The sequence below is a fragment of the Nocardia sp. FBN12 genome (genome assembly GCF_054031145.1).
The window spans coordinates 5,828,590-5,853,219 of the sequence record NZ_CM132926.1 but is presented as its reverse complement, the minus strand read 5'-3'; the positions used below and the strand labels follow the sequence as shown (position 1 = coordinate 5,853,219).

Below are 24,630 nucleotides of genomic sequence, written 5' to 3'. Positions count from 1 at the left end.
AAGCGGGCGCGCACCACCGGCACACGGACAGTCTGCGGGGTCGAGCCGGACGGTGGCGCTCGCGGTGAGCGCCACCGTTTCGGTTCACAGCCGTTCGATGATGGTGGCGTTGGCGAGGCCACCCGCTTCGCACATGGTCTGCAATCCGTAGCGCGCCCCACGCTGCTGCATCGCGTGCACCAGCGTCGTCATCAACCGCGCCCCGGACGCGCCGAGTGGATGCCCGAGCGCGATCGCCCCGCCGTTGACGTTGACCCGGCTCATCTCCACGCCGGTCTCCTGCGCCCACGCCAGCACAACCGGCGAGAACGCCTCGTTGATCTCGAACAGGTCGATGTCGGAAATGCCCAGACCGGCCCGCCGCAGCACCTTCTCGGTGGCCGGGATAACCGCCGTGAGCATCAGCAATGGATCGTCGCCCGCGACGGAGAAGCTGTGCAGCCGAGCCAACGGCCGCAGCCCCAATTGCTGGGCACGTTCGCTGGACATGATCAGCACCGCGGAACTCCCGTCGCTGACCTGGCTGGCCGAGGCGGCGGTGATCTCCCAGCCGATCTGCGGGAACCGAGCGGCCATCGCGGGGTCGTAATAGGCAGGCTTCAGTTTCGCGAGGGTATCGATCGTGCTGCCGACCCTGATTCCCTCATCCGAGCTCAGCCCGTTGATCGGCGCGAGTTCATTCGCGAAGAGCCCGTCTTTGGTTGCCCGAGCGGCCTTTTCGTGACTTCCGAGTGCGAACTCGTCGAGCTGAGTGCGGGTCAGCCCCCACTTCGCGGCAATGAGCTCGGCGCTGATTCCCTGCGGGACAAGATCATCGGGATATCGCTCCGCGAAGGCGATTCCGGACAGATCGCTGGCGCCGATCAGGTTGGCGCCCATGGGTACTCGCCCCATGGATTCCACCCCGGCGGCCACCACAATGTCATAGGCCCCCGCGATAACCCCTTGTGCCGCGAAATGAATCGCCTGCTGACTACTACCGCACTGCCGATCCACCGTCGTGGCGGGCACGGATTCCGGATACCCGGCGGCCAGGGCGGCCCGCCGAGTCATATTCGCCGCTTGCTCCCCGACCTGGGTGACGATCCCGCCGATCACATCGTCTATCAGCACCGGGTCGATCCCGCTGCGTTCGACGACTGCCCGCAGGCTGTGCGCCAGCAGATCAACAGGATGAACGTCGTGAAGTGCGCCGTTCGGCTTGCCCCGCCCGATCGGCGTGCGTACCGCTTCGACGATGACCGCGTCTCGCATGGAAGTCCTCTTTCGACACCACTGGCTCTAGCTGACGATAGTCAGCATAAACCCTAACTATCGTCAGCTCAAGTCAGATTGGCTATGATGTCTCCCATGGCAGCAGTGATGGAAGGACCCCTGGCCGATCTCAGCAAATGGGACACGGAAGGCTGCTCCATCGCCAGAGCCATGGACCTCATCGGCACCCGCTCCGCGATGCTCATCCTGCGCGAGGCCTACTACGGCACCCGCCGCTTCGACGGCTTCGCCCGCCGAGTAGGCATCACCGACGCCGCCGCAGCGGCCCAACTCCGCAAACTCACCACCGCCGGCCTCCTGGAAAAACGCCCTTACCAGGAAGAAGGCAAACGCACCCGCCACGAATACGCCCTCACCCAAATGGGCAGAGACCTACTCCCCGCCGTCGTGGCCCTCTGGCAATGGGGCGACACCTACCTCCAACCCGGCCCACCGCCCTTGCTTCGAGTAGACGCCGAGACCGGCGCCCCCGTCCGCGCTGACCTCCGCACCTCCGACGGCACCGAAATCCCGCTCGAACGGCTAGCCGTCCGTGTCAATGAGGACTACCTGCGCGACCGTAAAGCTGCTCGTGGGCGGCCGTGATTCGTGTCGGCGCAATCAGTGTTGACATTGTCAGCTCTCGACCGTAGCGTCATCTGTGACATGTATGGCATGTATGCCGTCTGTTGTGTGAAGAAAAGGGGGCGTTGTGGTTGCCATTCATGAGGTAGATGCGACGGCGGTGCCCGCCGATCAGCTGGCAAAACTCGAGCAGTTGGTCACTGAGCTCGGCCCGTCTGAGCTGCGTGAACTGCTGCGGGCTGTGACGACAAGCGTGCACTCCGGTGTCGACGTCGCCATGTTCCGCGCCGACGATGTTCTGACGCCCGCCCAGGTCGCGACCCGCATCGGAATGAGCCGTACCCACTTGTACAAACTGCTCGACTCCGGAGCGCTTCCCTCTTTCCGAGTCGGTCGCGACCGCCGGGTCCGCGTCGCCGATGTCATGGCTTTCCAGCGAGCCCGCGATCGTGATCGCGGAGAGCTTGCCGAACGCTTCGCGAAGATCGACGGAACCCGCCGCGATGCCATCGCAGAGCTGGCCGCCGAGCTGTAATTCTGGCTCTGACAAGATGGTTCGGTTCGAGTGGTCGTTTTCGACGGTTGCCGAGGTCGGGTTCGCGCGCCGCCGGGTCGTGCAACTTCGTGCAGCGGCGAATCGCGGCGAGCTGCTTGCTCCTGAGCTCGGGGCTGTCAGCCACTTCGTGCATTCGGAACATCTCGCCGCAGCGGCCGTACAAGGAAATGCGACGCGCGCACTGTGCGGAGTCTTCTTCGTTCCGATGCAGGATCATCAGCGCCTGCCCACCTGTCCGGAATGCTCGAACAGGTTCGCAGCGCTCCCGAAGTAGGTGTGCCGCAGGCGACTCGGTGCGAACAAGGCGCCTGCGGCATCCGAATCAGCGCAGGCGTCGGCCGTCGACGCTGAAGAAGTACACGTGTTCGGGGTCGGCGGTCAGCCGCAGACGCTCGCCCTTGGAGGGCGGGTTGCGCCAATCCACGCGCGCCACAATGGTTTCCCCGGTTTGGCCGCTGGTGCCTGCGGAGAGGGCGCGGCCGTAGACGTAGGCGTCGGAGCCGAGCTCTTCCACCACGTCGACCTCCATTTCGAGGCCGCCGTCGCCCACCTCGAGATGCTCGGGACGAATGCCGAGTACCACGGAACCCTCACCGGCGTCGGCCACCGCGCGCGGCACTCGCACCGGATATCCGCCGATGGTGACGGCTCCGTCGTCGACCGGCAGCGTGAAGAGGTTCATCGCGGGCGAACCCATGAACCCGGCGACGAACATATTCGCCGGATCGCGGTAGAGGTCGCGCGGGGAGGCGCACTGCTGGAGCAGGCCGTCCTTGAGGACCGCGACCCGGTCGCCCATCGTCATCGCCTCGACCTGGTCGTGCGTGACGTAGACCGTGGTGGTCCCGAGCCGCCGTTGCAGCTGTGCGATCTGGGTGCGGGTCTGCACGCGCAGCTTGGCGTCGAGGTTCGACAGCGGCTCGTCCATCAGGAACACCCGCGGCTGCCGCACGATCGCGCGCCCCATCGCCACCCGCTGCCGCTGACCGCCCGACAGCGCCTTCGGCTTGCGGTCCAGGTACTGCTCGAGGTCGAGCAGCTTGGCCGCCTCGAGCACCCGCTCGTCCCGCTCGGCCTTGGACACCTTGGCCAGCTTCAGCGCGAACCCCATGTTCTCCGCGACCGACATGTGCGGATACAGCGCGTAGTTCTGGAACACCATCGCGATATCGCGATCCTTGGGCTCGGCGTTCGTCACGTCCTTGTCGCCGATCCGGATACACCCACCGTTGACCTCCTCGAGCCCGGCCAGCATCCGCAGCGAGGTCGATTTGCCACACCCCGACGGCCCGACGAGTACCAGGAATTCGCCATCGGCGATCTCGAGATTCAACGCGTCGACCGCGGGCTTGGTGGCCCCGGGATACAGCCGGGTAGCGCGGTCGAAAGTAACGGTAGCCATGCGTAGATCAACATCCCATCCCGGCAGGAACGTGCCGGACGATCCGAGTAGTGGGTCGCTGGGATCGTAGCGGCCCTCGTGGGCTCCGGGTAGCCTCGGTCGCGGAGAATCGGCGAGCCCTTAGGAGCCAGCGGTATGAATCGTCCGGTCCGTATCGGAGTTCAGCTTCAGCCTCAGCACGCGCCTGATTACGGGCTCATCCGCGATGCGGTGTTGCGGGCCGAGGATGCCGGGGTCGACATCATTTTCAATTGGGATCACTTCTTTCCGCTGACCGGTGATCCCGAGGGTGCGCATTTCGAATGTTGGACGATGCTCGGGGCGTGGGCGGAGCAGACCGAGCGGGTCGAGCTCGGTGCGTTGGTGACCGGTGGTGGCTACCGCAATCCCGATCTGCTGGCCGATATGGCGCGCACGGTCGACAACATCAGTGGCGGCAGGCTGATTCTCGGCATCGGCGGGGGCTGGTTCGAGCGTGACTACGACGAGTACGGCTACGAGTTCGGAACGCCGGGTAGCAGGCTGAACTTGTTGAAGGACAACATGTCTCGCCTCACGGCCCGGCTGGCGAAGCTGAACCCCCCGCCGGTGCGGGCGATCCCGCTTCTCATCGGCGGCGGTGGCGAGCGCAAGACGCTGCGCCTGGTCGCCGAGTACGCCGACATCTGGCACTCCTTCGCCGATGTGTCGACGCTGGCGCACAAGAACAAGGTGCTGGCCGAGCACGCGGCGGCCGTCGGCACCGACGAGTCGCGGATCGAACGTTCGGTGCAGTGGCAGGGGCGCGACGACGCGAAGGCACTGCACGACGCAGGTGTCACCCTGTTCACCGTCGGCGTCTCCGGCCCCGACTACGACCTCACCGAGGTGTACCGAGCCATCGAATGGCGCGATGATGTGAACCCGGCACTGCTCGAGGGGCTCGCATAGGTCCTGCCTGGACGAGAACGATCCGTCCTGGGCTCGGGCTGTTGCCCAACTCTGCGGTCATAGCGAAGACGGATGACTGCGGTAGGCGCCAGATGATGGACCGCGGTGCGTATCCCTCGCTGTGCAAGGTTGCGGCTAGGGTTTATCGCCATGGCAGGTGTACGAACGAAGGCGCGGATCGCCGCCCTCTTGCTCCTCGTCGGCGTCGCGGCGACCGGATGCGGTGGTGGCTCCGACAGCAGCACCGCACGCGATCTCTGTTCCCCACCGGGCCCGTCAGCTGCCGCCGCCGCACCGACCAACCTGGCCGCCGGTGAGACCGCGGGTGCCGACCGCTACACCACGGCGACAACGGCACCGGTCGACACGATCGACACCGCGAAGCTCGGCCTGCTCAACCCCGGCACCCTGAGCGTCGGCACTCTTTCCGACGCCCCGCCGAGCATCTGTGTGAACGGCCAGGGCGCCTTCACCGGCTTCGACAACGAACTTCTCGCCGCGATCGGCGCGAAACTCGGTCTGCGCGTGGAGTTCTCGGGCACCGAGTTCGCCGGCCTGCTCGCCCAGGTGTCGGGCAAGCGCTTCGATGTCGGCTCGTCCAACATCACCACCACCGACGCGCGCCGCGAACTGGTCGGCTTCACCAACGGCTACGACTTCGGCTACTTCTCCCTGGTCGTCCCGCAGGGCAGCGCGGTGCAGGGCTTCGGCGACCTGAACCAGGGCTCGCGCATCGCGGTGGTGCAGGGCACCGTGCAGGACGAGTTCGTGGTGAACCAGCTGAAGCTGGACCCGGTGAAGTTCCCCGACTACAACACCGCCTACGCGAATCTGAAGTCCGGTCAGGTCGACGCCTGGGTCGCGCCGTCGGCTCAAGCCGAGGGTGCGATCAAGCCCGGCGACGGAATCGTGGTCTCGCAGAACACCTTCAGCCTCGACAACTTCGTCGGCTACGCGGTGGCCAAGAGCAACCAGCCGCTGATCGACGCGCTCAACTCCGGTCTCGACGCGGTGATCGCCGACGGCACCTACGCGCGCCTATACGCCGACTGGGTGCCCCGCGAACTCCCGCCCGGCTGGAAGCCCGGCTCGAAAGCCGCACCCACACCCCAACTTCCGGACTTCGCGGCGATGGCGGCGGAGAAGGCGCCCGAGACCGAACAGGTCGCGCAGAAGTCGACCTTGCAGCAGTTGAAGGACACCTTTTTCGACTGGTCGTTGTACAGCAAGGCCTTTCCCGATCTGATCAAGACCGGCCTGCCGAATACCCTGATCCTGGCACTGGTTTCGGGTGTCCTCGGCACCGTGATCGGCATGCTGCTCGCGGTGATGGGCATTTCCCGCACCCGCTGGCTGCGCTGGCCCGCCCGCGTCTACACCGACATCTTCCGCGGCCTGCCCGCCGTTGTGATCATCCTGCTGATCGGTCTCGGCATCGGGCCGGTGGTCCGCAATATCACCGGCGGTAACCCGTACTGGCTCGGCGCGGTGGCACTGGCCCTGCTCTCGTCGGCCTACATCGGCGAGATCTTCCGCTCCGGTATCCAGTCGGTGGAGCCGGGTCAGCTCGAGGCCGCGCGTGCCATCGGTTTCGGGTACCGGCAGTCGATGACGCTGGTGGTGATCCCGCAGGGTGTGCGCCGGGTGCTGCCCGCCCTGATGAACCAGTTCATCGCGCTGATCAAGGACTCGTCGCTGATCTACTTCCTCGGCCTGCTGGCTTCCCAGCGTGAGCTGTTCGCGGTCGGGCGCGACCTCAACGCCCAGACCGGCAACCTGTCCCCGCTGGTCGCGGCGGGTCTGATGTATCTGGTGCTCACCATCCCGCTCACCCACCTGGTCAACTACATCGACCAGCGCATGCGCACCGGCAAACCCACCCCCGCCGACCCGATCGAGCAGGCAGTCATCACAGAAGGGCGAGGCGCATGAGCGAGCGGCTGACCTATGCGGTCATGGCGGAACCGAGCGTCAGCGAGGTGCGGGCATGAGTGCATCGTTGACCGGCACCGGGCTCGAGCTGACGCTCGGCAACAACCACATCCTGCGCGGTGTCGACATCCACGTCGAGGCAGGCCACGCCACCACCGTCATCGGCCCGTCCGGCTCGGGCAAATCGACCCTGCTGCGCGTGCTCAACCGCCTACACGAACCCGATTCCGGTGACGTGCTCCTCGATGGCAAGTCGGTCCTCAAAGACAACCCCGACAAGCTGCGCCAGCGCATCGGCATGGTCTTCCAGCAGTTCAACCTGTTCCCGCACAAGACCGTCGCCGACAACATCGTCCTCGGCCCCCGCAAGCTGCGCGGATTGTCCGCCGACGAAGCTCGTGCGCTGGCGATCGAACAACTCGAGATCGTCGGCCTGGCCGACAAGGCCGACGCCAGGCCCGCTTCGCTGTCGGGCGGCCAGCAGCAGCGCGTGGCCATCGCCCGCGCGCTGGCCATGAAACCGGAGCTGATGTTCTTCGACGAGGCCACCTCCGCGCTGGATCCGGAGCTGGTCAAGGGTGTGCTCGCGCTGATGGCCGACCTCGCCTCGGGCGGCATGTCGATGATCGTGGTGACCCACGAGATGGGCTTCGCCCGCGAGGTCTCCGACAGCGTCGTGTTCATGGATCAGGGCGTCGTCGTGGAGACCGGCACCCCCGATGCCCTGTTCGACGACGCGCAAACCCCGCGCCTGCGCCGCTTCCTCGATCAGGTCCTCTGACCAGGTAAGGGGCCTCACAGCAACGCATGCGCAACTGCTAATGTCGGAAGTGCTTGGAGCTCCATTCGTTCAGTACCGGACCGAGTTCCGGGAAACCGGAAAGAGAGAGCCGATGACCACAACGCATGCCGAACACCCGCAGCACACCCATGTCCATGGCCCCACCTGCGGCCACGTCGCGGTTCCGCACGAGGACCACGTCGATTACGTCCACGACGGGCACCTGCACCGCGAACACGAGGGCCACTTCGACGAGTGCGAGACCTCAGCACACGTCGAGCACACCGCCCACACCCACCAGCACGGCCCCGGCTGCGGCCACGTCTCCGTCCCGCACGGCGACCACGTCGACTACATCCATGACGGTCACCGCCACGCCGCCCACGCGGACCACTACGACGATCACTGACTAACCGGCGGCCCGACCTGGCTCGAATTCCACCCGCAGACGCAGCTCGAGTGCCGTAGCGAGGCGCTCGAGCAGTGGAATCGTCGGCATGGTGCCGCCCGCTTCGAATCGAGCCACCGCCGGCTGGCGAAGTCCGGCGCGTGAGGCCAACTCCGCCTGTGTGAGACCGAGTTCCTCACGTCGATTCCGCACTGCCGCGCCGAGCTCGAACCGGAGCCGCGCCGCGTCGTAAGCCGCACCGGCGCCAGGCCGCCCCAGGATCGCCGAGCGCTTTTCCGACCAACTTGTCCGTTCACTCACGACTCTCGTACCTCCTCTACGGTGTGTTGTTCGTCCATACCGCCAACTCGACAACCACGACGGCCGTTCTGCAACTGGCGGCGGGCTTGGGACTTCCCGAATAGCCGTGCGCCGGTCAGTCGGTGACGGTGGCGAAGGCGGCCCACAGTAGAGGTGAGTTCTCGGGCATCGGCGCTGCACGCCAGGCGGCCAGTCGAGACCTTTGCCAGGTCAGCAGGGTGGGGATGGGTGTGGGTGAATCGTGGGCGGTGTCTACAGCGCAGATGGCGGATTGCAGCGGGTAGGTCGTGGTGGGGGTGAGGGTGTGGAAGGCGTGGTCGGTGGGTAGCGGCCAGCGGGTGGCGGTGACCAGTTCGGCGCCCGCCGAGAGGGCCGCGGTGGTGAGGCCGAGGGCTTCGGTGAAGCGCAGGTCGCCACCGCTTTCGCAGGCGATGAGGGCTACGCGGCTCGGCATCGGCCACAGGGCCCGGCCGGGGGTGGGGGACGGGTCGAGGGAGTGGGTGCCGAGCAGGAGGTCCTTCGCGGAGAGGGGGCGGTGGGTGCGGTTCGTCGTCGCGAAGCCGAGGGTGTCGGCGGTGCAGCTGAGGTGCAGCTCAGCGTGTTCGCTCAGACCGGATTTCGGTGCGGGGGCGGTGACATGGCCGACATAGACGAGTCGGCTGGCACCTGCCCGGAGGACATCGGAAAGCCAGGCGCGGTCGGTGTCGGCGCGACGGAACAGCTCCACTGGATCGTCGACACGCGGGACCAGTCGATCGCGATAGCGGCTGAAGTGCTGGGTGACAAGGGTTTCCGTGCCGGGTCGGCCGAGCACCGAGCCGAGTTCTGAGTCCGCGCGAAATCCGGGGACGCGTGGATCGAGCACCGCGACCACGGGCAGATCGCGAGTATCTGTCCAGCGCCGCGCGATTCGCTCCGGCGCGTGCACCACCGACACGGGCGCGAGCAGGCTCACCTCGGCGATGTCGAGCAGTCGGAGCTGGGGATCAGGAGCGATGATCTCCCACGGAACCTGCGCCAGCCGCGGCGAAGGCTGAATCCGCAGATGCGGTCGAATCCCACGCTGCGACAGTTCGTACAGCTGCACTGCGAGCCCATAGGGCAGCAGGGTGCGTGACAACGCCTGCGCCAGTGCCCTTTCCGCCTCGGGATCGACCAACGCGCCCGCGGTCATGACCCGCCGCAGATCGTCGGGTCGTGCCGGATCGGGCACCGCTTCGGTCAGCAGTCGCAGCGTCTCGCGCACCTGGTCGCGGGGCAGCACCGCCACGCCACGCGCCAACGCGTCGTCGGCCCACCGCCACGACATATAGACGTCGCCGGCGTCGGCCAGCCGGATGAATGCGGTGGGCGCATTGTTGAATTCGGTTGGCGTTGGCTGTGCGGCAGGCACCTTCATAGCGCGATCACCCTGGTATCGCGGACGGGGCGGCCGTAGCGCTGCTCGGCGTAGGAGATGAAGTTCGCCAAGACGATACGTCCGTCGTCGTCCAGCCGGGGTGGTGGTGCGACGGGGATACCCGCGGTGGCGGCGACGTCGGCGAGTGCGGCGCCGAGTTGCAGGGCCGGTGTGGTGATCTGCTCGGCGGGCACGGGGTCGAACAGCTGGAATTCGAGGACCGGCGCGGCCTCATCGGTGTACGCGGTGGAGTCGAGAGTGGTTCCAGCGCACTGTGTCTCGATCAGATCGCTCACCAGTTGGCCGTTGCCGGACAGACCGGCACATCGGAACGCGACGCGCATCGCCGGTTCGGCGACGGCGCGGTGCCAGTGCGCTCGCTGGTTGCCGTTGGGGAGGGTGTGGCGAACGGCGTCGATGGCGAGTGCCGCCGGTATCGACAGGGCGACCGCGCGGGTGAGCAGTTCCGGATCCGGTTGTGCCGCTTGCTCGATCGCGGTGTGGAGGAGTTCGGCGTGCCAGTAGTCGAGTTGGGCGCAGTGCATCCCGAGTCCGTGGGCGGCGTAGACCGAGAACGACGCGTCGAGCAGTTCCTCGGCGGCGGCGAGATCGCCTTCCGCACTGGCGACGGTGGCGAGGCGCAGTCGAACGTCCGCCGCGTCCACCACCGCGCCGGTGGAGTCGAAGCGATCCAGTGCTCGCTCGTAATGCGCACGTGCCGTAGCGAAGTCGTTCCGACGTTCGGCGAGGAAGCCCAGTGTCTTGGACCCGATCCCGGACCAATGGCCCAGCTCACCGGCTTCGAAGAATTCCTGGCTGGCCCGCAACGGCTCCTCTGCCTCGTCGAAGCGACCCGCACGCACCAGCATGGTGGCCAGATTCTGCTGTGACTCGGCGACCGAGGCCGCCGCGCCCGCCGCGGCGAAAGCGGCCACCCCCTGTCGCGCGAAGTCGATGGCCAGTTCCCAGCGCCCGGTCTCGAACGAGCAGGCGGCCAGGTTCATCAACGGATGGCCGGCCATCTCCGGCGCGAAACGTTCTGTCACACCGAGAGATTCGCCCGCCAGCTCACCGGCGCGGGCCCACTGCTGCCTGTGCAACGCCACCGCTGTCAGCGACAACAGACACGCCACCCGCAACAACCCCTGATCGGTACTGTCGGCGAGCAGCGCGCGCGCTTCCTCGAGCACATCCTGCGCGGCGTCGAACTCGCCCAGGTGCTGGAAGGCCTGCGACAAATTCACCAGCGCCGCAGGTCGCTGATGGGCGGCGTCCTCGGGCATTTCAGCGAGTGCCGTCCGGAACAGCACCACCGACCGCCGGTGATCGCCGAGCTCGTCGGCCATACTCGCGGCGTTGATCAACGCCGCACTGCGCAGTCGGGGTGCCGCACCGTCGGCCGCCTGCTCGAAAATCTCCAACGCCGCCACGACATCGCCACGCTGATACGCCGCATACCCCGCGGTGAGCTGGGTGTCGTCCTGGTCGGACGTTCTTCCGGTGGCTGCCATCTATCCGGCTCCGATCTGCGCCAGGTGCGCGTTCTTCGCATGGCCGGCCGAAATTCGCGTCGAGGTCATCAGAAGTCCTCGTCTGCTTCGGCCGCGGTCGATTCAGCGGTCAGTGGACGGCCGGTGGGATCGCTGAGGCGAAGGCGGGCGAACCGCCGAATTCGGTCTCGAACAACCGCCTCCTCCACGGGGTCGGCCGGTCCGAAACCTGGAACGAAAACTGTTATGTCAAGCGATGTCTCAGTGCGAAGGGCAATCTCGGCCGCCCCCGTCCAGGCGTCCCCCCGCAGGTGCAAGGGGATCTGCACGTCGACCGATGGTTCCGCGCGATCGTGCCCGGCCGACTGCCCTTGCTCGGTGGCCGCAGGAGGCTGCGCTCGGACCGAACGCACGCGCGCGAGGGGCCGAAGATGTTCGGGGACAGCGCGCCGGCAATCTGGCGCGGCGACCACACTGACCCGCACCGTCGACACCCCACCCGCCCGCGTCACCTGCCACGACACCGCGTTCTCGCCCGCGTCGAGCAGGCCGGGCGGGCAACGCCGCCAGTCCCAATGACCGCTACCCCGCGCGACGATCAGCCCGTCGGCTGCATCCGTACCACCGGCCGCCAACGCGTAATCCACTGCGCGAACACGTGATACGGACTCGCTTTCGAGTCCACGTTCGAGAGGACCGAAGTCATCGCTGCCGAACATCATCTCGCACTGCTCGGTGAGCACCTCGATTTCCTCGAGCAGCAGGCGCGGGTCCAGGGCGGGAATCCCGTCGACAGTCGACGCGGGCCACCACCGGCTTGCCCAGTGCGCGTAGGCAAGTCGGCGCATGTTCGCCACCGTCTCCGGCTGCGCGGGCGAGGCTGTCAGTGCTCGGGGATCGTAGTCCGCGACGGCCACGGCGACTTCCTCGCCGTACACCGCCCACACCCAATCCTGTGCCGCGTCGACATCATCGAGCACCGCGGCGGGTACCACCCCGCTGTCGAACAGGCTCCAAGTCAGGTGTCCCCCTGCGACTTCGAGCACCAGCGCATCGAGCCCTGGCGCGGCATCGGTGACCAGTGGCGCCCCGTCGGGAGCGATGACGAGCAGGCCCGGGTCCGCATGGCGAAGATGGACGACAGTCATCAGCCGGCCCTCGCTTCCACCACGGTCGCGGCGTCGGCGGTCAGCGCCTGTTTGATCCGCGTGCGATGGTCCAGCCTCACCGACCGGGCGACACCATCGAGTAGATCCCAGAGCTCACCCGGCTCGTACACCGGCATCTCCCGCACATCCCGCCCGTGCAATCGCACCCACAACCTGCGCAGATACGGCCGCCACGGTGTGCGCAACTCGGCTGCCACCGTCGCCAGCGGACCTACCCCGTCGACCACATGAACCGCATACCGCCGCGCCTGCAGCACATACCCTTCTCGCCGCCACCGGCTGTTGACCACCTCGTGCGCACGGGACGTCGCGGTGGGTGGCACCACCTCCGCATTCCGTGGGGCGTCGCCTCGAGCTTCGATCGGATTCGCGGACGCCGCCCGGGTGCCTGCCGCCGCGATCGGTGAGAGACCAAGCGCCAGTTCACAACCCGCGGCAGCGGCGACCCGCAACGATTCATCGAGCAGCCCCCACGGCGAACAACTGCGCGAGATCTCCCGGGTCACCAGTTCCGGAATCCCGGGCAGGTCGGTCCGATCGAGACTGCCCTGCAACACCGTGAACACCCGCTCGTAGACGGTCCGGTCGAACGGCAGGCCGAGATTCGAGGTCGACGCGGACGCGCCGAGTTCGGGTCGCCGGGGGCTCGAATGCGTGGTGAGTCCCAGGTCGTCGGCACCGTCGGCCGGATGCTCCAGCCACAGGGCGATCCCGCGATGGGTGCCCGCACGGTTGTCGACGAGGTCGTCGAACAGCGGCCCGGCATCCGCCGGGTCCCCTTCGCGGGCCAGCGTGCAAGCTTCGAGGAACTCGGTCAGTTCGGCCGCCAGATCCCGAGCGCCATAGAGCGCGAGGGGCCTTCGCGCCCAGGCGACAGCCAGCAGTTCGGCCAGCTCGACGGCCCGATGTGGTTCGGTCACATAGCTTTTCAGTGCGGCCGTGGTTCGCCCGCCCGTGCTCTCGTGGACTTCGCGCAAGGTCTCCTCGGCCCGCGCTGGTCCGTCACCCGCAGGCGCGCCCCACCGGATCGCCAACTCGAAGCACCGCTGGAAGTACAGATCCTGCGCGTTCCCCTCGGTGATCCGCAGCGCCCGGCGCACCTGCTTCATGACGACAAACCATGCCGCACACGCCCGCAGCGCATCGGAGCGCGCGTGCACGAGCGCGGTGAGCAACGCGATCGCGTCCTCATCGAGCACGCTCGCGGCCAACCCTGGATGCTGCACCGGCCGCAGCACCAGCGGATCCAGAATCAACTTCACCGTCCGCCGCAGCGGCCCACCATCGGCCCCGCTCAACGCCTCGACACCGTCGAGCCCCCGCCACACCTCATCGAGCACCATGGCGCGCGGTCTCCGCATTCGACCAGGTTAGCTGGATACGTGGCGGCTGTTCGTGCAGTTCTCGGCGGGTAGCCGAGAACTGCGGCGCCAGCCGCCGATAACACCAAAGTTGGGATCGGTAGGCGGCGAACGATTTCTACCTTTCTCTCAACGGGTTACCAACCCGGTCACACCGAGAGAAACGGAACCACCATGAACACCAAGCTGATCGCCGTCCTCGCCGCTTCCGCCGCCGCCACCGCGCTGTTCGTCACCGGTTGCAGCGACGACGCGAGCACCACCTCCCCGACCAGCACCCCCGGATCGGCGGCTCCGGCCCCGGCCGCGGGCAAGTCCACCGCCAGTGTGGACGGCAAGGAAGTCGCCGCGAAGTTCGACACCACCTGCGCTAAGCAGGCAGGCACCCTCGCCCTGGCGCTCACCGACACGGCCAACGCCACCTACGGCAGCCTGTCGGTCAGCGCGACGGTCGAAGGCGACACGGTCCAGGCCGTCGCCATCGGTGGGAGCCAGGGTGGCGCCAACGGCCTGCCCTACGCGGTCGGCTACGGCCAGGGCGCACCCGGCGGTTCCGCGAAGCTGGCCAAGGACGGCAACACCTACCGCATCACCGGTGAGGGCATCAGCGCCGATATGACCAACCCGCTGGCAGGCCCGTCGACGGTCAAGTTCGACGTCACCTTCGCCTGCGCCACCATCGTCGGCGCCTGACCTCACCCGCGACCCGGTCGGACACCACAGTTCTCGGCGCGCCTCCGCCTCTGGACTGCCCGGAGGGAGGGAAGAGGCGGAGTCAAGCGCCGAGAACCGCGGCACCAGCCGCAAATGAACAGGGAGACATCATGAAATCCAAGCTGCGTGCGGCCGCGGTCGCGTTCGGGATCTTCGCCATCGGCTACTACCTCTACTACGGCCTCACCTACACCCCCGACGAATACACCGGCGCGATGCTCGGCTGGGTCGGCCCCCAGATGGCCCTGCCGATCATCGCGCTCACCATCGTCCCCATCGTCTTCGCCTTCACCGGCGACGGCATCCTCGAAGCCTTCACCGGCCGCAACAGCAGCGAGTTCCGCGACGCCGCCGTCGGTATCGGCACCATCACCTCGTTCCGGCAGACCGGCGTCTCGGTGAACGACCAACCGCAGGTCAAGATTGCTTTCCGGGTCGAGGGGTCCGATGGAAAGGTCTTCGATTCGCACGCCAAGATGATCGTTGCGCTCACCGAACTGGCCCTGCTGCAGCCGGGCGTGGTCCTGCCGGTCCGGTACCTGCCGGGCCGCACCGACAAGGTCGAGGTCGACCGCTCCGGCGACAACGGCGCCGCCCAGCGCGCGATGAACGAATCGCTCATCCGTAAGGGCATCACCACCCGTGGCAAGCTCGACATCGCCGAGCGCGGCATCGCGGCCCAGGCGGTGGTGCGCAGCCTCGACGTCCCCGGTCGCATCCGTGGCGGGTACACCGAGATCGCGCTCGGCCTGGTGGTCACCCGCCCCGACGGCACCACCTTCGAGACCCGTGCCGAGAAGTACCTGCCCCCGACGGCGGTCGGCGCGGTGCAGGTCGGCCGGATCGTGGCAGTGCACTACCTGCCCGGCAACGAGCAGGAGGTGGTGATCGCCCTCCCGGTCAATGCCTGATGACAACTTCCTTCGTACGCGCCTCGTGTTACGGCCGATCGAGCTCGACCGCGACGGCCCCGGTGAGCAGCGCGCGGGCGCGGTCGAGGCTCACCGACCCGCTGTGCCAACGCTCGCTGAGCCCTTCGACGAGGGTGGTGAGGCGTTCGGCGGCAGCGGCCGCGTCGATTTCGGCCGAGAGGCTGCCGGTGAGCTGGCCATCCCGGATGAGGGTTTCGATGTCGGTGTTCCAGGCGTGCGTGGATCCGGCGAGGGGTTCGCGCAGGTGAGTGTTGAACACCGCGCTGGCGCGGAGCTCACCCCAGGCGATGCTGGTTTCGCGGACCTCGTCGGTCTGCTGGAGTTCGAGCAGCAGTGTGTTCTCGATGCGGTCACGGGGCTGCGCGGTGTCGAGACCGTGCTCGGTGTAGCGCTGAGCACGGTGGTTGATGTACTCGAGCGCCGCATCGAGAACGCCGGTTCGATCCTTGAAGTGGTAGTAGATGAGAGCGGTGGATACTCCCGCCGCCGTGGCGAGTTTGTCCACGCGCAGGCCGCGGATGCCGTCCTGGGCGATGACGCGCACGGCTGCTTCGAGGATCTGGTTTCGACGCTCTGACACGGGTCCCCACAGTAAGAGAAGGGTAGGACTGGGCGGGTGTCCAGCCCTGCCGCGGGCGGGCTAGGCGGCCGGTTGCTGCTGGGTGGCGCAGTGGATCCCACCGCCACCGGCGGCGATGCCGTCGATATTGAGCTGGACGATCTCCCGGTCGGGAAAGAGCCGTTGCAACGTGCCCCGGCTGGCCGCGTCGGCGCCGAGATCGCCGAACTCCGGTGCGATGACCGCGCCGTTGCAGACATAGAAGTTGATGTAGCCGGCGGCGAAGTCGTCGTCGGCGAAAGTCTCGCGGACAGTGGACGGACCTTCGAGGACCTCCACCCGCAGGCGGCGGCCGTGCACGTCGGTGGCCTGGCGCAAGATGTCGAGGTGACGGCGGGTGACGTCGTAATCGAAGGAGTCGGGGTCGTTGTCCAGCCCCGCGACGACCACACCGGGCCCGGCGAATCGGGCGTAGAAGTCGGTGTGCCCGTCGGTGATGTCCTTGCCCGCGATGCCGGGCAGCCAGATCACCTTCTCGATGCCGAGCAGATACGCCAGTTCCTCCTCGACGTCCTTCTTCTTCCAGCCCGGGTTGCGGTTGTTGTTGAGCACGCAGCTCTCGGTGATCAGCGCGGTGCCCTCGCCGTCGACCTCGATGCCACCACCTTCGAGCACCAGATCGGTCTCCAGGCGCTCCACTCCGGCGCGGTCGGTGACCAAACGGGCGACCTCGGCGTCACGGCGATGCTCCTGTTTGTCGCCCCAGCCGTTGAAGTTGAAGTCGACGCCGGCCCGCCCGTCGGGTCCGGTGACGAATACCGGGCCGGTGTCGCGGATCCACAGGTCGTCGATCTCGGCGGCGATCAGCTCGACGTTCGCACCGCCGATCAGACTCCTGGCCAGGTCCATTTCCATAGGCCGAACCAGCATCGACACCGGTTCGAACCGGGCGATCGTGGTGGCGATGGCGGCCAGATTGCGCTGTACTTCCGGCACGAGGTCGGCGCCCCAGATCCGTTCGGCGGCGCCGAACGCCATCCAGGTCCGCGCGTGCGGTGTGCCCTCGTCGGGCATCGACCACTGTCTGCCGTCGTCGTCGTTGCCCGACGGACTCGCCTCTCGACAACCGATCAGCATGCTGCTCAACGCGGCCATCGACGTCTGGACGAATATGCGTCGCCGCATGAATTGCTCCTGTGTCCTTGTCGGATGCGCCGGCGACACTCGCGGCGCGTAGGTCCGAATGTAGTCCTGACTAAAAATTCAGTCAAGGTGAAAGGCGTGGTCGCCACGGTCGGACGACCTTGGCGCGCCGAGTTTTGGTCGTCCGTTCATCTATGCGTTCCCACTGGCTCGCTTGGGCTGCTTACGGTGCCGGAAGTCCGTTCTACTCAGGAGTCACCGTGAGTCCGAAACCGCTCGCCCTGTTCGTCAAGCACGACGGCCAGTCGGCACGCGCCGCCCTGACCTGTGAATACAAGTGCGGCAACGCCTGCTTCCACGAGGTGCCCAACACCTCCGACGGTGAGTACTTCGGTGACATCGTCGCCCGGCTCAACCGTCGTGGTCTGATCAAGGGCGGCGCCGCCGTCGTACTCGGCGTCGGCGCGGTGAGCGCGCTGGCCGCCTGCGGCGACGACAGCTCCGACACCGGCTCGAGCCCCACCGGCTCGCCCGGCACCGGCACCGGCTTCACCGCCGTCGCGCCGAACAAGGAAGACGCTGTGGTCATCCCGGAGGGCTACGAGCAGTCGGTGCTGATCCGCTGGGGCGACGCCGTGATCGAAGGCGCGCCCGCGTTCGACTTCGACAAGCAGACCCCCGCCGCTGCCGCCAAGCAGTTCGGCTACAACTGCGACTTCGCCGGCCTGCTGCCGATCGAGGGCCAAGCCGACAAGTACCTGCTGGTCGTGAGCCACGAGTACAGCACCGAGCCGATGATGTTCCGCGGCTACAACAAGGACGCGCCGACCCGCGAGCAGTTCGACATCGCGCTGGCCTCGCACGGCCTCAGCGTCGTCGAGGTGCACGGTGAGTCCGGCTCGGGCAAGCTGAAGCCCGCGTTCGGCAAGTACAACCGCCGCATCACCGCGACCACCGAGTTCGAGGTGAAGGGTCCGGCCGCGGGCAGCGCGCTGCTCAAGACCAAGGCCGACCCCACCGGCACCAAGGTGCTCGGCACCTTGAACAACTGTTCGGGTGGTGTAACCCCTTGGGGCACGGTGCTTTCGGGTGAAGAGAACTTCAACCAGTACTTCGGCAACGCCGCGAGCGTCACCGAACCGGCCGCCGCGGCCCGCCTGAAGCGCTACGGCGTCGAGGGCACCGCTTCCGAGCGCAAGTGGGAAACTCTCGACCCGCGCTTCGACATCGCCGCCGAGCCCAACGAGGTCAACCGCTTCGGCTACGTCGTCGAGGTCAACCCGTGGGACGCCACCTCGGCGCCCGTCAAGCACACCTCGCTCGGCCGCTTCAAGCATGAGGCCGCCACCATCCACGTCACCGGCGACGGCAGCGTCGTGGCCTACAGCGGTGACGACGAGCGCTTCGACTACATGTACAAGTTCGTTTCCACCAAGAAGGTGCAGTCGGGCGTCGGCGCTTCGGCCATGCGTCACAACATGACCATCCTCGACGAGGGCACCCTCTACGTCGCCAAGCTCACCGGCGACCACGCTGCCGAGATCGATGGCTCCGGCAAGGTTCCCAACGGCGGCTTCACCGGCAAGGGCCAGTGGATCCCGCTGCTCGAGACCGGCGCCGACGGCAAGGGGAAGTCCCTGGTCGAGGGCATGTCCGCCGAAGAGGTCGCGGTGTTCACCCGCCAGGCAGGCGACAAGGTCGGCGCCACCAAGATGGACCGCCCCGAGGACTTCGAGACCAACCCGAAGACCGGCAAGGTCTACGTCGCGCTGACCAACAACTCCAACCGCGCCGCCGACGGCAAGCCCGGTGTGGACGAGGCCAACCCGCGCAAGCTGAACAAGAACGGCCAGGTGCTCGAGCTCACCGACAACCACACCGGCACCGACTTCACCTGGTCGCTGCTGCTGGTCTGCGGCGACCCCACCACCGCCGACACCTACTTCAGCGGCTTCGACAAGACCAAGGTCAGCCCGATCTCCTGCCCGGACAACCTGGCCTTCGACCCGTACGGCAACCTGTGGATCTCCACCGACGGCAACGCGCTGAAGTCCAACGACGGCCTGTTCTCGGTGGTCCTCGACGGCCCCAACCGCGGCGAGACCAAGCAGTTCCTCACCGTCCCGCGCGGCGGCGAGACCTGCGGCCCGATCGTCACCGAGAAGCAGGTGATCGTCTGCGTGCAGCACCCCGGCGAGGGTGACGACGCCACCCCCGACAAGCCCCTGTCGAACTGGCCCGACGGCGGCACCGCCCAACCCCGCCCCTCGGTCGCGGTGGTCTGGAAGAAGAACGGCGGACGAATCGGCGTATAGCCGGACCCCGATCCGCTGACGAAACCGCTACTCGGCTGGGCGAGTAGCGGTTTCGGCATTTTCAGCTGCTGCCGAACAGGCCTGACATGTTGGCGAAGCGGGCGAAATCGGTGTGGGTGGCGTTGAAGCGGTTGACGTCGGTGCCGCCGTGGATGCCGGGGACGGCGCCGCGGTCGGTGGTTTGCCAGAAGGTCCAGGTGGGCCAGTTGCCGGGGATTTCGGGGTGGTCGTTGCCGCTGTAGTCGGCGATCCAGAGTGGGTATCTGGTGAACTCGCTGGTATCGGCCATCGCGGTCTTCCAGAAGTTCGGGTACGTGTAGATGATCGGCGTGCGGCCGGTGAGGGTTCGCAGGGCGTTGAGGTAGCGGTGGGTCCAGTCGATGAGGGCGGCGGGGGCCAGGCCACCCGCGGCTTCCAGATCGAGGACCGGGGGCAGGTCGAGGGGACCGTTCTGGCCGAGAACCGTCGCCGCGTACATCGCCGCCTGCGGTTCCGGCGGCAGCTCGGGTCGCGCGAAGTGGTACGTCCCGCGCGCCACCCCGGCGGTTCGCATCAGGATGCTGTCCTGCACGAAGAACGGGTTGACGTAGTGCAGGCCCTCGGTGGCCTTCACCATCGCGAACTGATGCCCGGCCGCGCGTACCGCGTGCCAGTCGATCATCCGGCCGTCCACATGCTGCCAGGACGACACATCCGGCCCGCTTGGCTCGGCCTGCGCGGTGGCGGGTAGAGCGCAGGCCACGGCGACGAGCACGACGCAACCACGGACTCTCGAACTCCAGCGCTTGGTGTCCATGGGCGTCGACCGTAGTGGCCTGTTGCCGGTGTGACCAGTGGTGTTGGTGTGTGTCTGGGAATAGTTACCGAAAGCCTGTCGGCTGGTGCCCGTATGTTGGTGCGGACATCGGATGACGGGAGTGCAAGTGGCGCGCAAGCGTGAGGTGCGGTTCGAACCCGCCGTGGCGAAGCTGGGCGAATTGCGGCCTGCGGCCGCGCCCGGTGACGACCCGATCGACGAACTGAGTGTGACCGACGTCGAATATCGTGACGCGGATTTCGCCGAGCGGCACGTCTCCGGCATGAGCGCCGAGGCCTGCCTGTTCGACAGCGTCCGATTCCCGAGCACCCTGCGGCACAGCACCGTTGCCGAGTCCACGCTGCGGGTCTGCGATCTGGCCAACGTCCAGGCCGACGATTCCACGATGATCGAGTCTCTGCTCGAGCACGGCCGCCTCACCGGATTGTCCTGGACCGCAGGCGTTCTCCGCGACGTACTGATCGACTCCACGCGCGCCGACCTGTCCTCCTTCGCGCAATCTCGCCTGCGCACCGTCGTTTTCCGCGACTGCGACCTCCGTCAAGCCGACTTCCAGGGCACCGAGTTCCGCAACGTCCGCTTCGAACGCTGCAACCTCGTCGGCGCCCGCTTCACCGGCGCGCGCATCCAGCAGAACCTGCGCTTCGAAGACTGCGACCTCACGGGCATCTACGGCATCACCGCGCTGCGCGGCGCCACCATCAACGGCGGCGACCCGGAGGGACTCGCGTCAACTCTGGCGCGCGAACTCGGCATCACCGTCGAATGGCACGCCGCTCTCAGCGAGAACTAGCCCAGCCAGTCGAGAACCGAAGCGGCAGTCCAGGATTGCTGCATGCTGCCCAGCGGCGCGCCGGTGAACGGCTCGTAGTACTCGGCGAAGCTGCCGTCGCTGGCCTGGCGCAGACCCTCGGCGCGCAGCATGTAGGAGCGCTCGGCCCAGCCTCGGCGGGCGAAGGCCCAGGAGAACAGCCAGCTCATGACCGGCCAGACGGGGCCGCGCCAGTATTCGCGGGGGCGGAAGTCCTTGGAAACGGGCGAGGTCGACGGGGGCAGGGCGTAGCGGAGGTCGGGGTGGCCGCAGAAGCGTGGGCCTTCGAAGGTGTTGAGAAGGGCGCGTTCGGCGTGGCGGGGCAGGCCGCCCGAGATCAGCGGCGCGAACATGGCGAGGGTTTCGGTGCTGATCCAGCGTTGCAGGCGTACGTCGTAATCCCTTGCGGCACCGGTGCGTTCGTCGGCGGTGGCGACCACGCCCGTGCGGAAACGGTCGGCCCAGCCGTGCAGTTCGCGGACGTCGGCGTGCGGTTGTTTGTACTCCTCGCCGATGTCGGCCAGTACCTCGCAGGCCAGCGCGAAGATCGCCGAGACGAACACGTCCTCCACGGCGAAACTCATCACCGAGGTGAGCTGGAAATCGTCGTAGTTCGCGCGTCGCATCTGCTCGACCAGCCAGAGGTAGCGGTCGTACTCACGGTCGCTCGGCCGCTGCGAGGGGTCGGAGATGATCGAGGTGTCGGCGCGGCGATACGGCGGAAGGTCCGTTCCTGGAACAACATTGGCATACGCCCGGTCCCAGCGCGGTGAGTTGTCCATCCCGGATTCCCAGCCGTGATACAGCGTGATCCGCCCGGTTTCCTTGGGGTCGCGGGCATGCGCGAGCCAGCGGTGCCAGCGCACCAGATCCGGCCAGCGACGGTTCAGGAACTCCTCGGCGACCGCGCGGGTGGAGCGGCCGTGCCTGCGGGAATGGTCGAGGATGCGCTGCACGGCGATCGCGTGTACCGGCGGTTGGGTGATGCCGGAGGTGTCGGGCCCCTCGGGCGCGTTGGCGGCCAGCTTGCGACATTCCCAGCGTGCCGGGCCGGGGAAATACCCGTCCACCCCGTTGGCGAAGACGATGTGCGGGATCATCCCGTTCTTCCACTGCGCCGACAACAGCGTGTCGAGTTCGACCACCGCCCGCTCCACACTCAGCGGTGCCAGGCCAACCGCGACGAACGCCGCGTCCCAGCTCCACATGTGCGGGTAGAGGCGGGGTGCGGCGCTGGTCATCGTGCCCAGGTCGTTGCCGCGCAGAAGGTAGGCGGCGCGCGCCGCGAGCTGCGTCGAGGTGAAACCGGGGTCGGTCATCTCCCTATTCTGCGGCGGTGCAGGCGCTATGGCACCTCGGCAGCCCTGTGACGATCAGTACCCCGCTTGACGCGGCCCGTTCTGCGCCGCCGAACCCACCGAGCTGAGCATGGTGGTGATGCACAGCCCCACCAGCAGGTTGACCGCCGCGGTCGCGATCTTCGCATCAAGGTCGGCGACCAGCGTGAACGGCAGAATCACCGCGACGGCGGTGAGGAGCAGGCAGATCCAGGTGAAGAAGGTGAGCGGGCTCGGCATGGCCAGCAGCAGCACCATCAGCAGTGCGGTGGCCAGCAGCGCGGCGCCCGCGGCCGCGATGGCGTAGGAGGTGGTGGAGACGGTGCCGTAGGCGCCCGCGCCTTCCGGCGAGAGGATCGCGATGCCGAGCACCCCGCGGATCAGCATGATCGCGACGACCACCAGCAAGGCGGCCACGACGGCCGTGCCGATGCCGCCAGCCCACAGCTTGCCCACATTGACCTTGGGTTCGGGATCATCCTGGGGATATTGGGGCTGGCCGTACTGAGGCTGCCCCTGGTACTGGGGGTGCTGCGGGTCCGCTGGTCCGTAGTTGTTGTACCGAGGATCGGTCATAGTCCGACGGTACTAGTCGGTGCCCACATCCGCGCGTGGAAACGGCCACGGTGTCGAGATCTCCCTACCCCGTTGTCACGCCCGTGTGGCTGATCGCCCCCGGCGGTTTAGCGTGAACCCATGACGGTGACCAGTACGCCCGCCCCGACCGCCCTCATCACCGGCGCCAGCCGCGGACTCGGCGCCGCGATCGCCCGTGAACTCGCGCCGACCCACGACCTGCTGCTCGGTGCCCGTTCCGCCGAAGCGCTGACGCCGATTCTCGCCGAACTTCCCGCCGCTACCGGCTGGCCGGTGCCGCTGACCGATTACCCCGCCGTCGCAGCGGCCGCCGAGCGGCTCGAGCGGCTCGACGTCCTCGTCCACAACGCGGGCGTCGCCGACCTCGGCACGGTCGCCGAGTCCTCGGTCGAACAGTGGCGCGAAACCCTCGAGGTCAATCTGATCGCGGTCGCCGAGCTGACGAGAGTACTGCTGCCCGCGCTGCGCGCCGCGAACGGGCATGTGGTGCTGGTCAATTCGGGTGCTGGGCTGCGTGCGAATCCCGGCTGGGGTTCCTACGCGGCGAGCAAATTCGGGCTCCGCGCGTTCGCCGACGCGCTGCGTCTGGAGGAGCCCGCTCTGCGAGTGACCTCGCTGTTTCCCGGTCGCATCGATACCGATATGCAGCGCGCGATCGTCGCCGACGAAGGCCGTGAGTATCGGCCGTCGGAATTCCTCACTGCCGAGACCGTGGCAACGGCGGTCCGCAACGCCGTCGACACTGCGCGTGATTGCCATCCGACCGAAATCGTCCTGCGCCCGGCCTGATCGCGCGATTCGGTCGCGTTATGCCATCACCCACGCACGGCGCACAGGGTATTGTCGCGATGCGCGCGGACGGGCACCAGGGGGTCGAGGCTGTTCGCGCGGATGTGCCCGAGCGTTCGCCTGCTCGAAGGATGCGCCGGGTACTTTCCCGCTGATGTGTGCTGACCTGGTCACATGGCCGGGTGGCACCCTGTCCGAGTAGGGGTTCGCGAAGTGGATAGACGTGCAATGCTGGCGCTGTTGGCCGCCGGCACCGCCGTGGCGTTGACCGGCTGCGCGACCGCCGAGGGTGAGACCGTCGAAGCCGGTTCCGCCGGCGGCGCGATTCCCGTTCCGCCACCAGCGCCCGCGCAGCCACTGCTCCCGCCCCCGCCGGGCGGCCCGAAGTCGATCATTCCCCCGAAACCCATCACCGCCCTCCCGGGCCAAGGTCTGTCGATGGCGCTGACCGTCGATGACGGCGCCAGCCCCGAAGTCGTCGGCGCCTACGTGAAATGGGCCAAGGACACCGGCGCCCGCTTCACCTTCTTCGTCACCGGCTACTACGAATCCTGGACCATCCACCGCGACGCGCTGCGCCCGCTGGTGGACTCGGGTCAGATCCAGCTCGGCAACCACACCTGGGACCACGCCGCCCTGACCAAGATCAGCGCCACCCAGGTAGCCGACCAGCTCAGCCGCACAAAGACCTTCTTGCGCAACAATTTCGGTGTCGACGGCACCCCGTACTACCGCCCACCGTTCGGATACCACAATGCGGGCGTGGACCAGATCGCCGCCGACCTCGGCTACACCGTCCCCACCATGTGGTACGGCTCCCTCTCCGATTCGGGCCTCATCACCGAGGAGTACTTGATCGAGTGCGCCCACAAGTACTTCGCCGCCCAGTCGATCGTCATCGGCCACGCCAACTTTCCCCCGGTCACCCACTGCTACGGGCAGCTCGTCGACATCATCCGCGAGCGCAATCTGTCGCTGGTCACGCTGAACGACGTCCTGGAAGTACGCAGCTGATCTCGCGAGAACATGGGTAACTCACCGAGCACGA

At 67.2% G+C, this 24,630-nt stretch carries 25 protein-coding genes; 13 read left to right on the top strand and 12 right to left on the bottom strand.

From position 1 onward, the window contains the following. Positions 1-84 precede the first annotated feature (84 nt). The gene (locus ACWZHB_RS27685; protein WP_427904717.1) at positions 85-1,254 is read right to left on the bottom strand and encodes a thiolase family protein; all 1,170 of its coding nucleotides are present in this window, start codon (positions 1,252-1,254) and stop codon (positions 85-87) included. An 84-nt stretch (positions 1,255-1,338) separates the two neighbouring features. Between ACWZHB_RS27685 and ACWZHB_RS27680 the strand changes: the two genes are divergently transcribed. From ACWZHB_RS27680 to ACWZHB_RS27670, 3 genes are all read left to right on the top strand, one after another. After that, the gene (locus ACWZHB_RS27680) at positions 1,339-1,860 is read left to right on the top strand and encodes a winged helix-turn-helix transcriptional regulator (RefSeq protein WP_427904716.1); all 522 of its coding nucleotides are present in this window, start codon (positions 1,339-1,341) and stop codon (positions 1,858-1,860) included. Between the two features lie 106 nt (positions 1,861-1,966). Beyond that, complete coding sequence (locus ACWZHB_RS27675) at positions 1,967-2,374, top strand: helix-turn-helix domain-containing protein (RefSeq protein ID WP_427904715.1); 408 nt, start codon at positions 1,967-1,969, stop codon at positions 2,372-2,374. Beyond that, positions 2,259-2,669, top strand: coding sequence for a DUF3039 domain-containing protein (locus ACWZHB_RS27670; RefSeq protein ID WP_427904714.1), 411 nt, complete (start codon positions 2,259-2,261; stop codon positions 2,667-2,669). The genes ACWZHB_RS27675 and ACWZHB_RS27670 overlap by 116 nt, the downstream gene beginning before the upstream one ends. A gap of 48 nt (positions 2,670-2,717) precedes the next feature. On the opposite strand, the gene ACWZHB_RS27665 is transcribed toward ACWZHB_RS27670, so the two are convergent. Then, positions 2,718-3,797 (bottom strand): ABC transporter ATP-binding protein, encoded by a 1,080-nt coding sequence (locus tag ACWZHB_RS27665; RefSeq protein WP_427904713.1) that lies wholly within the window; start codon positions 3,795-3,797, stop codon positions 2,718-2,720. A 135-nt stretch (positions 3,798-3,932) separates the two neighbouring features. Here ACWZHB_RS27665 and ACWZHB_RS27660 point away from each other — a divergent pair, with 135 nt between their 5' ends. The 4 genes from ACWZHB_RS27660 (at position 3,933) to ACWZHB_RS27645 (ending at position 7,849) form a co-directional block, all read left to right on the top strand. Then, positions 3,933-4,727, top strand: coding sequence for an LLM class F420-dependent oxidoreductase (locus ACWZHB_RS27660; RefSeq protein ID WP_427904712.1), 795 nt, complete (start codon positions 3,933-3,935; stop codon positions 4,725-4,727). Between the two features lie 150 nt (positions 4,728-4,877). Next, a complete protein-coding gene (locus tag ACWZHB_RS27655; RefSeq protein WP_427904711.1) occupies positions 4,878-6,659 on the top strand; it encodes an ABC transporter substrate-binding protein/permease in 1,782 nt (593 codons plus the stop codon). 55 nt (positions 6,660-6,714) lie between these two features. Continuing rightward, positions 6,715-7,440, top strand: coding sequence for an amino acid ABC transporter ATP-binding protein (locus tag ACWZHB_RS27650; RefSeq protein ID WP_379296259.1), 726 nt, complete (start codon positions 6,715-6,717; stop codon positions 7,438-7,440). Between the two features lie 112 nt (positions 7,441-7,552). Next, positions 7,553-7,849, top strand: a complete 297-nt coding sequence (locus tag ACWZHB_RS27645; protein WP_427904710.1) for a hypothetical protein — start codon at positions 7,553-7,555, stop codon at positions 7,847-7,849. Here the strand turns inward: ACWZHB_RS27645 and ACWZHB_RS27640 are convergent, their stop codons facing one another. The 5 genes from ACWZHB_RS27640 to ACWZHB_RS27620 all read right to left on the bottom strand — a co-directional run bounded on the left by ACWZHB_RS27640 (position 7,850) and on the right by ACWZHB_RS27620 (position 13,550). Beyond that, positions 7,850-8,149, bottom strand: a complete 300-nt coding sequence (locus ACWZHB_RS27640; protein WP_427904709.1) for a helix-turn-helix domain-containing protein — start codon at positions 8,147-8,149, stop codon at positions 7,850-7,852. It abuts the gene before it with no gap. Positions 8,150-8,264: 115 nt separating this feature from the next. Then, positions 8,265-9,548: a CHAT domain-containing protein gene (locus ACWZHB_RS27635; protein ID WP_427904708.1), complete on the bottom strand. Its 1,284-nt coding sequence runs from the start codon at positions 9,546-9,548 to the stop codon at positions 8,265-8,267. Further along, positions 9,545-11,059 carry a tetratricopeptide repeat protein gene (locus tag ACWZHB_RS27630; RefSeq protein ID WP_427904707.1) on the bottom strand — a complete coding sequence of 505 codons (1,515 nt, stop codon included), beginning with the start codon at positions 11,057-11,059 and terminating at the stop codon, positions 9,545-9,547. The genes ACWZHB_RS27635 and ACWZHB_RS27630 overlap by 4 nt, the downstream gene beginning before the upstream one ends. A 68-nt stretch (positions 11,060-11,127) precedes the next feature. Beyond that, positions 11,128-12,186, bottom strand: coding sequence for a hypothetical protein (locus tag ACWZHB_RS27625; protein WP_427904706.1), 1,059 nt, complete (start codon positions 12,184-12,186; stop codon positions 11,128-11,130). Further along, positions 12,186-13,550 carry a hypothetical protein gene (locus ACWZHB_RS27620; protein ID WP_427909314.1) on the bottom strand — a complete coding sequence of 455 codons (1,365 nt, stop codon included), beginning with the start codon at positions 13,548-13,550 and terminating at the stop codon, positions 12,186-12,188. The genes ACWZHB_RS27625 and ACWZHB_RS27620 overlap by 1 nt, the downstream gene beginning before the upstream one ends. A 192-nt stretch (positions 13,551-13,742) precedes the next feature. Between ACWZHB_RS27620 and ACWZHB_RS27615 the strand changes: the two genes are divergently transcribed. Both ACWZHB_RS27615 and ACWZHB_RS27610 read left to right on the top strand, forming a co-directional pair. Then, positions 13,743-14,261, top strand: coding sequence for a lipoprotein LpqH (locus ACWZHB_RS27615; RefSeq protein ID WP_427904705.1), 519 nt, complete (start codon positions 13,743-13,745; stop codon positions 14,259-14,261). Between the two features lie 131 nt (positions 14,262-14,392). Continuing rightward, positions 14,393-15,193, top strand: a complete 801-nt coding sequence (locus ACWZHB_RS27610; RefSeq protein ID WP_427904704.1) for a hypothetical protein — start codon at positions 14,393-14,395, stop codon at positions 15,191-15,193. 28 nt (positions 15,194-15,221) lie between these two features. Here the strand turns inward: ACWZHB_RS27610 and ACWZHB_RS27605 are convergent, their stop codons facing one another. Both ACWZHB_RS27605 and ACWZHB_RS27600 read right to left on the bottom strand, forming a co-directional pair. Next, complete coding sequence (locus ACWZHB_RS27605; protein WP_427904703.1) at positions 15,222-15,794, bottom strand: TetR/AcrR family transcriptional regulator; 573 nt, start codon at positions 15,792-15,794, stop codon at positions 15,222-15,224. A 60-nt stretch (positions 15,795-15,854) separates the two neighbouring features. Then, a complete protein-coding gene (locus ACWZHB_RS27600; protein WP_427904702.1) occupies positions 15,855-16,958 on the bottom strand; it encodes an agmatine deiminase family protein in 1,104 nt (367 codons plus the stop codon). Between the two features lie 218 nt (positions 16,959-17,176). Between ACWZHB_RS27600 and ACWZHB_RS27595 the strand changes: the two genes are divergently transcribed. After that, positions 17,177-19,231, top strand: a complete 2,055-nt coding sequence (locus ACWZHB_RS27595; protein ID WP_427904701.1) for a PhoX family protein — start codon at positions 17,177-17,179, stop codon at positions 19,229-19,231. 61 nt (positions 19,232-19,292) lie between these two features. On the opposite strand, the gene ACWZHB_RS27590 is transcribed toward ACWZHB_RS27595, so the two are convergent. Further along, on the bottom strand, positions 19,293-20,027 hold the full coding sequence (locus ACWZHB_RS27590) for a glycoside hydrolase family 25 protein (RefSeq protein WP_427904700.1): 735 nt from the start codon (positions 20,025-20,027) through the stop codon (positions 19,293-19,295). Between the two features lie 112 nt (positions 20,028-20,139). On the opposite strand from ACWZHB_RS27590, the gene ACWZHB_RS27585 reads away from it, so the two are divergent. After that, positions 20,140-20,841, top strand: coding sequence for a pentapeptide repeat-containing protein (locus ACWZHB_RS27585; RefSeq protein WP_427904699.1), 702 nt, complete (start codon positions 20,140-20,142; stop codon positions 20,839-20,841). On the opposite strand, the gene ggh is transcribed toward ACWZHB_RS27585, so the two are convergent. Both ggh and ACWZHB_RS27575 read right to left on the bottom strand, forming a co-directional pair. Then, positions 20,838-22,178: a glucosylglycerate hydrolase gene (ggh, locus tag ACWZHB_RS27580; protein ID WP_427904698.1), complete on the bottom strand. Its 1,341-nt coding sequence runs from the start codon at positions 22,176-22,178 to the stop codon at positions 20,838-20,840. The genes ACWZHB_RS27585 and ggh overlap by 4 nt on opposite strands. A 54-nt stretch (positions 22,179-22,232) precedes the next feature. Further along, positions 22,233-22,772, bottom strand: a complete 540-nt coding sequence (locus ACWZHB_RS27575; RefSeq protein WP_427904697.1) for a DUF6069 family protein — start codon at positions 22,770-22,772, stop codon at positions 22,233-22,235. 120 nt (positions 22,773-22,892) lie between these two features. Here ACWZHB_RS27575 and ACWZHB_RS27570 point away from each other — a divergent pair, with 120 nt between their 5' ends. Further along, entirely contained in the window at positions 22,893-23,582 is a 690-nt protein-coding gene (locus ACWZHB_RS27570) for an SDR family oxidoreductase (protein WP_427904696.1), read from the top strand. 228 nt (positions 23,583-23,810) lie between these two features. Further along, positions 23,811-24,596, top strand: a complete 786-nt coding sequence (locus ACWZHB_RS27565) for a polysaccharide deacetylase family protein (RefSeq protein WP_427909313.1) — start codon at positions 23,811-23,813, stop codon at positions 24,594-24,596. Positions 24,597-24,630 lie beyond the last annotated feature (34 nt).

Excerpts from the sequence above, each read along its gene's own strand:
- ACWZHB_RS27590 (WP_427904700.1), bottom strand. The coding sequence starts at position 20,027 with ATGGACACCAAGCGCTGGAGTTCGAGAGTCCGTGGTTGCGTCGTGCTC.
- ACWZHB_RS27575 (WP_427904697.1), bottom strand. The coding sequence starts at position 22,772 with ATGACCGATCCTCGGTACAACAACTACGGACCAGCGGACCCGCAGCAC.
- ACWZHB_RS27600 (WP_427904702.1), bottom strand. The coding sequence starts at position 16,958 with ATGCGGCGACGCATATTCGTCCAGACGTCGATGGCCGCGTTGAGCAGC.
- ACWZHB_RS27630 (WP_427904707.1), bottom strand. The coding sequence starts at position 11,059 with ATGGCAGCCACCGGAAGAACGTCCGACCAGGACGACACCCAGCTCACC.
- ACWZHB_RS27585 (WP_427904699.1), top strand. The coding sequence starts at position 20,140 with ATGACGGGAGTGCAAGTGGCGCGCAAGCGTGAGGTGCGGTTCGAACCC.
- ACWZHB_RS27635 (WP_427904708.1), bottom strand. The coding sequence starts at position 9,548 with ATGAAGGTGCCTGCCGCACAGCCAACGCCAACCGAATTCAACAATGCG.
- ACWZHB_RS27660 (WP_427904712.1), top strand. The coding sequence starts at position 3,933 with ATGAATCGTCCGGTCCGTATCGGAGTTCAGCTTCAGCCTCAGCACGCG.
- ACWZHB_RS27680 (WP_427904716.1), top strand. The coding sequence starts at position 1,339 with ATGATGTCTCCCATGGCAGCAGTGATGGAAGGACCCCTGGCCGATCTC.
- ggh (WP_427904698.1), bottom strand. The coding sequence starts at position 22,178 with ATGACCGACCCCGGTTTCACCTCGACGCAGCTCGCGGCGCGCGCCGCC.
- ACWZHB_RS27610 (WP_427904704.1), top strand. The coding sequence starts at position 14,393 with ATGAAATCCAAGCTGCGTGCGGCCGCGGTCGCGTTCGGGATCTTCGCC.
- ACWZHB_RS27650 (WP_379296259.1), top strand. The coding sequence starts at position 6,715 with ATGAGTGCATCGTTGACCGGCACCGGGCTCGAGCTGACGCTCGGCAAC.
- ACWZHB_RS27620 (WP_427909314.1), bottom strand. The coding sequence starts at position 13,550 with ATGGTGCTCGATGAGGTGTGGCGGGGGCTCGACGGTGTCGAGGCGTTG.
- ACWZHB_RS27685 (WP_427904717.1), bottom strand. The coding sequence starts at position 1,254 with ATGCGAGACGCGGTCATCGTCGAAGCGGTACGCACGCCGATCGGGCGG.
- ACWZHB_RS27645 (WP_427904710.1), top strand. The coding sequence starts at position 7,553 with ATGACCACAACGCATGCCGAACACCCGCAGCACACCCATGTCCATGGC.
- ACWZHB_RS27665 (WP_427904713.1), bottom strand. The coding sequence starts at position 3,797 with ATGGCTACCGTTACTTTCGACCGCGCTACCCGGCTGTATCCCGGGGCC.
- ACWZHB_RS27625 (WP_427904706.1), bottom strand. The coding sequence starts at position 12,186 with ATGACTGTCGTCCATCTTCGCCATGCGGACCCGGGCCTGCTCGTCATC.
- ACWZHB_RS27570 (WP_427904696.1), top strand. The coding sequence starts at position 22,893 with ATGACGGTGACCAGTACGCCCGCCCCGACCGCCCTCATCACCGGCGCC.
- ACWZHB_RS27565 (WP_427909313.1), top strand. The coding sequence starts at position 23,811 with ATGCTGGCGCTGTTGGCCGCCGGCACCGCCGTGGCGTTGACCGGCTGC.
- ACWZHB_RS27670 (WP_427904714.1), top strand. The coding sequence starts at position 2,259 with ATGTCATGGCTTTCCAGCGAGCCCGCGATCGTGATCGCGGAGAGCTTG.
- ACWZHB_RS27655 (WP_427904711.1), top strand. The coding sequence starts at position 4,878 with ATGGCAGGTGTACGAACGAAGGCGCGGATCGCCGCCCTCTTGCTCCTC.
- ACWZHB_RS27615 (WP_427904705.1), top strand. The coding sequence starts at position 13,743 with ATGAACACCAAGCTGATCGCCGTCCTCGCCGCTTCCGCCGCCGCCACC.